This is a genomic window from Mesorhizobium sp. M1169, from assembly GCF_040318345.1.
Taxonomy (GTDB): Bacteria; Pseudomonadota; Alphaproteobacteria; order Rhizobiales; family Rhizobiaceae; genus Mesorhizobium.
The window spans coordinates 85254-92013 of sequence record NZ_JAMYME010000025.1 but is presented as its reverse complement, the minus strand read 5'-3'; the positions used below and the strand labels follow the sequence as shown (position 1 = coordinate 92013).

The window sequence follows — 6760 nt, the reverse complement described above, 5'->3', positions numbered from 1 at the left end:
ATCCCCTGGGGGGGGGGGGCACCCGGGCCCGCGTAGGGGGGGGGGCGCCGGCAATTAAACGCCGCACCCCTCTATCCGTGTGGGCGCGCCCTTCACACCTCTCCCGCTTTGCGGGGCGAGGACCCAAGGCTCCTTAGGCGGCTTTCAGTGCAGGCCGAATTCGCGCAGCAATTCCTCGCGGTAGCGCACGAAGCGGCTTTCGCTGCGCTCGCGCGGGCGGGGCAGGTCGATGTCGATCAGCCGCGCCGCGCCGCCTTTCTCCTTGGGCAGGATCAGCACCCGGTCGGCGAGGTAGATTGCTTCCTCGAGGTCGTGCGTCACCATCACCATGGTGACGTTCTCCTCGCTCCAGATGCGCGCCAGTTCCTCCTGCATGCCGATCTTGGTCATCGCATCGAGCGCGCCCAGCGGCTCGTCGAGCAGCAGGATTTCGGGCTGCACGGTCAAGGCGCGGGCGATGCCGACGCGCTGCGCCATGCCGCCCGACAGCTGCCGGGGAAAGGCATCGCTGAATTCGGCGAGGCCGACGAGCGCGATATAGAAGCGCGCCCGTTCCTCGGCCTCGGCCTTTGGCACGCCGCGCACTTCGAGACCGAAGGCGACATTGCCGAGCACGGTCAACCAGGGCAGTAGGCGCGGTTCCTGGAAGATCACCGCACGTTCGGCACCGACGCCGTGCACCGGCTTGCCGTCGATGGCGACGCCGCCGCTGTCGGCGGCCTCCAGCCCGGCAAGGATGCGCAGCAGCGTGGTCTTGCCCGATCCGCTGGCGCCGACGATGACAAGGCATTCGCCCGAGCGGATGTCGAGGTTGAGGGTCCTCAGAACGGCGAGCGAGCGCCCACTGATGCTGAACGATTTGGACAGGTCGCGTATGCTGACCTGACCGCCGCTTGTGCTGCTCATCGCGCGCGTCTCCCAACTGGTTGGTCGGTTGCCTTTGTCAGTTGGTCTTGGTTTCGCCCGGCCGGTAGAGGATGTCTGTTGCCTTCAGCTTGCCCTTTGGCAGGCGGCCGTCGCGCTCGAGCACGCTGACCCAGAAGTCGATGTCGCGGTCCGTCGCCTTGGCCCCCTGGCGCAGGCCGAAGCCGGTCCAGTAACGCGCCAGTTCGCCGTTTTCGCCGCGCTTGTCGAGGATTGTGGCGAGCACCTTGCGCGCTTCGTCGGGGTTCTGCAGCGACCAGTCGGAGGCGCGCGCCGATTGCTCGACGAAATTGCGGGCGGCGTCGGGATGCGCGGCGATGAAGTCGCGCCTGAGCACGACGAAGCCGCCGGCCAGCTCGCCCAGCACATCGGTGTCGTTGAACACGCCGCGCACGCCGCCGTTGTCCACGAGGGCGCCGGCAAACGTCGCCTGCCAGTAGCCGAGCGCCGCGATGTCGACCTGACGGGAGCGCAAGGTCTGTTCGAGCTGCGGTCCGGGCACGACGACGAGATTGGCGGCATCCGGCGGCAGGCCGACGCTGTGCAGCGCCTCGCGCACGGTGTAGTCGAGATGGGCGCCGAGCGTGTTGACGGCGATGGTCTTGCCGGCGATGTCGGCGATCGATTTGATCGGGCTGTCGTCCAGCACGTAGAAGACGCTACGCACCTTGCTGTTGATGCCGTTGCTCGGATAGGCGGCGACGAAGTCGTTGCCGCCGGAGATCGAGTTGATCACGGCTGCGGTTGCAGCCGAGCCGATATCGACGCTGCCGGAGGCCAGCGCAAACAATGATTCCGGGCCGCCGCCGGAATAGCCGACATTCTCGACCTCGATACCGAGGCCTTTGAAATAGCCGAGCTCGGCGGCCAACTCATGCGGAGAGATGCTGCCACGGCTGGCGAGTGAGCGGAACTTGACGGGTGCCGCTTCGGCAAAGGCGAAGCGCGGCAGGCCGGCGGCGAGAAGGCCGGCGGCGAAGGGCGCGCCAGCAAGCAGGGAACGGCGGGAGATTTTCATGGTCCGGGTCTTTCCTGATTTGAGTTCTGGCCTGGTTGAGATTGGTAAGGGCGGGTGGTCAGTCGACGGCATTGCTCCAGCGGCAGAGCCGGCGCTGCAGGCTGACCAGCGCCTGGTTTGCAATCAGGCCGAGGCCGGCGAGGATGACGATTGCCGCAAACATCAGCGGGATCTGGAAATTGTATTGCGCGTTCATCACCTGGAAGCCGATGCCCTTGTTGGCGCCGATCATTTCGGAAGCGATCAACAGCAGCAGCGCCGTGGTGGCGCTGAGCCTCAGTCCGACGAAGATCGACGGCACGGCGCCGGGCAGCACGACGCGACGGAAGACGGTGAGCTGCCCGGCGCCATAGACGCGGGCCATCTCCAGCAGTTTCGGATCGACTTGCTTGACGCCGCCGATGGTGTTGAGCAGCAGCGGGAACAGCGTCGCCCAGAAGATGACGAACACCTTGGAGGCTTCGCCGAGCCCAAGCAGCAGGATGAAGACGGGATAGAGCGCCAGCGCCGAGGTCTGGCGGAAGACCTGCAGGATGGGATCGAGCGCGGTCTCGACCGTGCGCACCTGACCCATGAACAGGCCAAGCGGGATGGCGACCAGCACGGCGGCCGCGAAAGCGAGACCGGCGCGCTGCAGGCTGATGGCGATGTCGCTGAGCAGAGTGCCGCCGACCAGCCCCTTCCAAAGTGCCGCGACAATCATGTCGATCGGCGGCAGCACGGCCGCGTTGACCCAGCCCGCGCTGCTCGACACTTGCCAGATTGCGAGGAAAGCGATGAGGACGCCGTAGCGCGACAGGAAGCGGATGCCCGCCCGGCCACCGAGGCGCAGGAAATCCGTGCCGAGGCTTGTCGTGCTGTCAGGCGTGCCGAGGCTGGCGGCCTGTTCGATGTGCTGCAAGGTCATCGTGTTGCCTCCTGCTTGGAAAATATCGGGCTTCTCGGGATTATTCGGCGGCCAGCACCGCCGAGCGGGCGGCGGTCCAGGGGTTTTCCGGCCGCCTGAGGCCGAGGTTCTCGCGCAGGGTCCTGCCTTCATAGGCGGTGCGGAACAGGCCGCGGCGCTGCAGTTCGGGGATCACCAGCTCGACGAAGTCGTCGAGCCCGCCGGGCAGCCAGGGCGGCAGGATGTTGAAGCCGTCGGCGGCTTCGTTGCCGAACCATTCCTCCAGCTGATCGGCGACCTGCGTGGCGCTGCCGATGACGGTATAATGGCCGCGGGCCGTTGCCACCCATTGGTAAAGCTGTCGGATGGTGAAGTTGTGCTCGTCGGCAATCTGGCGGATCAGCGCCTGGCGGCTCTTCATGCCTTCGGTCTCCTTGCTCGGCGGCAGCGGTCCATCGAGCGGATAGCCGGTGATGTCGAGCGTCTGGCCGGCCAGCCCGTTGAGCAGGGCGACGCCGTCTTCGGGCAGGATGAGATCGTTCAGCTGCTGGTACTTGGCGCGCGCTTCTTCTTCGGTGCGGCCGACGAAGGGTGCCACGCCCGGCATGATCAGCACCTGCTCGGGATTGCGGCCGGCGGCCGTCACGCGCGCCTTGATATCGCGATAGAATTCCTGCGCCGACGCCAGGTTCTGATGGGCGGTGAAGATGACTTCCGCCGAGTGGGCGGCGAGCTTGCGACCGTCTTCCGATTGCCCCGCCTGCACCACGACCGGATGCCCCTGCACCGGGCGCGGCACGTTGAGCGGCCCTTTCACGCTGAAATGCGCGCCCTTGTGGTCGATGTCGTGGAGCTTGTCCTTGTCGTAGAAGCGCCCCGATTTCTTGTCGCGGATGAAGGCATCGTCCTCCCAGCTGTCCCACAGCGCCTTGACCGTCTCGACGTGCTCATGCGCGCGGGCATAGCGCTCGGCGTGGGCAGGCTGCGTCTCGCGATTGAAGTTGCGCGCGGTTTCGTCGCCGGCCGAGGTGACGACGTTCCAGCCGGCGCGGCCGTTCGACAGATGATCGAGCGAGGCGAATTTGCGGGCGAGCGTGTAGGGCTCCTCGTAGGTGGTCGAGGCGGTAGCGATGAAGCCGAGATGCGTGGTGAGCGGCGCCAGCGCTGCAAACAGCGTCACTGGCTCGAAGCCGGCGATCTTGGCATTGCCGCCTTCACGCGCGCCGAGGCCGACCGTCAGATTGTCGGCGAGGAAATAGGCGTCGAACAGGCCGCGCTCGGCGGTCAGGGCGAGCTGCTTGTGGAACTCGAAATTGGTGGCGCCGTCGGCCGGCGCCTCGGGGTGGCGCCAGGCGGCGATATGCTGTCCGCCGCCGGGCAGGAAAGCGCCCAGTTTGATTTGCCCGGATTTGGTGGATCTGGTCATCGCGACGTGCTCCTGGACGGATCGGAAAGGGGATCTCGGGTCAGTGGTGCGTTCAGGCGGCAAGGCCGACGCCGTAGGGCACCCCGGTTACACGGCATGCCTCGGCGACCGCCTGCCGGGCGCGGGCGTGGATGGCTTCCGACACCAGCACGCCATTGGCAAAATCCTTGTCGGAGGCGTAGATCGCGGTCGGCACGGTCAGCGCCTCGAAGAAGCCGAACAGCGGCCGCAACTGGTGCTCGACGATCAGCGAATGGCGCTCGCCGCCGCCGGTCGCGGCGAGAATGACGGGCTTGCCCCTCAGCGACGACGGATCGAGCAGGTCGAAGAAATGCTTGAAAAGCCCGGTATAGCTGCCTTTGAAAGTCGGCGAGCCGGCCACCAGGATGTCGGCGCCCAGCAGCCGTTCGACAATGTTGCGCGCCGCCGGGTCGAGGTCGCCGAGGCGCCTTGCCTGCGGCAGGGACGCGCCGAGATCCTCGATGTCGAAGACGGCCGAGGCCGCGCCGATGCTTTCGGCGGCCTGCCCGACGATGTGGCTGACGAACACCTTGGTCTTCGAGGGCCGGGTCAAATTGCCCGACAGCCCCACCACGAGCTTTTTCGACATTCCTGGCTCCCTCTCAAGCGCTCTATTTTAAGATCTTGGGTCTAGCGATCTATGTTAAATCTAGAGAGTTTGTAGAATTAAGAGAGTGAGAAAATTTCAAAAGTAGCGCATTGGGCGAACGGAGTTTGCGGCACATCGCCTGCAATTGGTTCATTCAATGCGGCGTAGTGCACCGGCGCAGCGCATCGACCAGCGATGCAAAGGCCTGCCAGCACCTTGTCCCGCGGCATGCAGTGAGTCAGGTCAATTTGATTCAAATCCGGCTGTGGATATTTGCTTTTGGCTAAATCGAGGCGGTCATCTTGCCGGCGGGCGGGCAACAGGGAGATGCCTATGACAAGCGACTTTGCCGCCGCACACCTCCACCTTGAACGAGCCTGCCACTATTTGAGCGGCGAGGACGAGACAAGCCGCACGGCTCGTGCGGCTCTGGATCTCCTGATCGATGCAATTGTCGCGGCGCAATACAAGCGGCCGGTGGGAGATGTTGTGGAGTTTCCAAGGCCGGCAAAGCTGGGGCAATCCGCAAGCGGGAACGGGTAATCCAACTAGCGGCGTCCCTTGTCCTGCCGGATTTACATGAACCAGGTGGCCACCAGGCCGATCGTCGCCGAGAAGATGGCGGCGGTCGTTGCCCAACCGAGTATGTTGGTGCTGCGGCTGTTCACCTGCTCCCCCATGATCCTGCGGCTGTTCGTCATCAGCATGATGAGCAGCAACAAGGGCGGCGTCGAGAAGCCCTGAACGATGCCGGACCAGACCAGCGCCTTCATCGGATTGAAGCCGAGGAAGTTGAGGCCGGCGGCGATCGCCGTAAAAAATCCGATGGCGAGATAAAATTTGGGTGCCTCTCGAGCCCGGGCGTGCAGGCTGTTTTTCCAGCCGATGGCTTGCGCCACGTCATAGGCAGCGCCGGCGGTCATGACAGGAACCGCGAGGAAACCGACGCCGATCACGCCTGCGGCGAACAGGACGCTTGCGGCCTGGCCGGCTAGCGGGCGCAGCGCCTCCGCCGCTTGCGCTGCCGTGTCGATATCGTGGTGGCCCGCCTTGTAGAGCGTAGCACCCGTCGACAGGATGATGAAATACATGATGAGATTTGAAAACGTCATGCCTATGAGGATGTCCCGGCGCGAGCGGCGGAGTTCGCTGTCGGTAGCGCCCTTCCTTTGGCTGAGCGTTGTGCGCCCCTGGGCAATCTCCTCCTCCACCTCCTCATTGGACTGCCACGTATAGAGATAGGCGGACAGCGTCGTACCGATGATGGCGACCAGGATCGACAGGAACTCCCGGTTGAATTCGATCCTAGGAAGCAGCGTTCCGCGCAGCACCGCCGCGGCCTCCGGCTTGGCCAGAATGGCGGCACCGACATAGGCGAGCAGCGCCAGCGCCAGCCAGCGAAAGATGTTGCGGATCAAAGTGTAGGAGCCGAAGACCTGGAGGGCGAAGATGAGGCCGGCGACGAACAGCACGATCACCGGAATGGGAAACGGCACGAATATATTGATCGCGGCGGCCATTCCACCAAGGTCTGCCGCTGCCTCGATCGTGTTGCCGATGAGCACACCCAACAGCACGGACCAGAGCAGCCACCGAGGATAGAAGTCCTTGATGACGTGGAACAATCCGCGCCCCGACACCTGGCCGAGCTTCGACGACAGATAGACGACCGCGTACATCATCGGCAACGTCACCGGAGCCGTCCAGAGCAGGTCGGGTCCGAAACGGGCGCCGGCACTGGCATAGGTGCCTATAGCGGAACAATCGTCGTCGGCCGCCCCTGTTATCAGGCCGAGGCCGAGTGCTCGTCCTATGCCGCCTTTGCCCTCCTTCGGTGGGATGGAATGATCGGAACCGGCCTGCCTCATTGTGACCGGACCGGGTTGCGAACGAAAG

Annotated in this window: 6 protein-coding genes; all 6 read right to left on the bottom strand. The window is 64.7% G+C overall.

The window, feature by feature from the left end; genetic code table 11:
• Positions 1-144 precede the first annotated feature (144 nt).
• The 6 genes from NKH41_RS22475 to NKH41_RS22450 all read right to left on the bottom strand — a co-directional run bounded on the left by NKH41_RS22475 (position 145) and on the right by NKH41_RS22450 (position 6732).
• Positions 145-906, bottom strand: coding sequence for an ABC transporter ATP-binding protein (locus tag NKH41_RS22475; protein ID WP_352472198.1), 762 nt, complete (start codon positions 904-906; stop codon positions 145-147).
• Between the two features lie 37 nt (positions 907-943).
• On the bottom strand, positions 944-1942 hold the full coding sequence (locus NKH41_RS22470) for an ABC transporter substrate-binding protein (protein ID WP_352770522.1): 999 nt from the start codon (positions 1940-1942) through the stop codon (positions 944-946).
• 58 nt (positions 1943-2000) lie between these two features.
• A complete protein-coding gene (locus NKH41_RS22465) occupies positions 2001-2849 on the bottom strand; it encodes an ABC transporter permease (protein ID WP_352770523.1) in 849 nt (282 codons plus the stop codon).
• Positions 2850-2889: 40 nt separating this feature from the next.
• Positions 2890-4254 carry an LLM class flavin-dependent oxidoreductase gene (locus NKH41_RS22460; RefSeq protein WP_352770525.1) on the bottom strand — a complete coding sequence of 455 codons (1365 nt, stop codon included), beginning with the start codon at positions 4252-4254 and terminating at the stop codon, positions 2890-2892.
• A 52-nt stretch (positions 4255-4306) separates the two neighbouring features.
• Positions 4307-4864, bottom strand: a complete 558-nt coding sequence (gene msuE / locus NKH41_RS22455; protein WP_352778571.1) for an FMN reductase — start codon at positions 4862-4864, stop codon at positions 4307-4309.
• A gap of 575 nt (positions 4865-5439) precedes the next feature.
• Entirely contained in the window at positions 5440-6732 is a 1293-nt protein-coding gene (locus NKH41_RS22450) for an Nramp family divalent metal transporter (RefSeq protein ID WP_352770529.1), read from the bottom strand.
• Positions 6733-6760 lie beyond the last annotated feature (28 nt).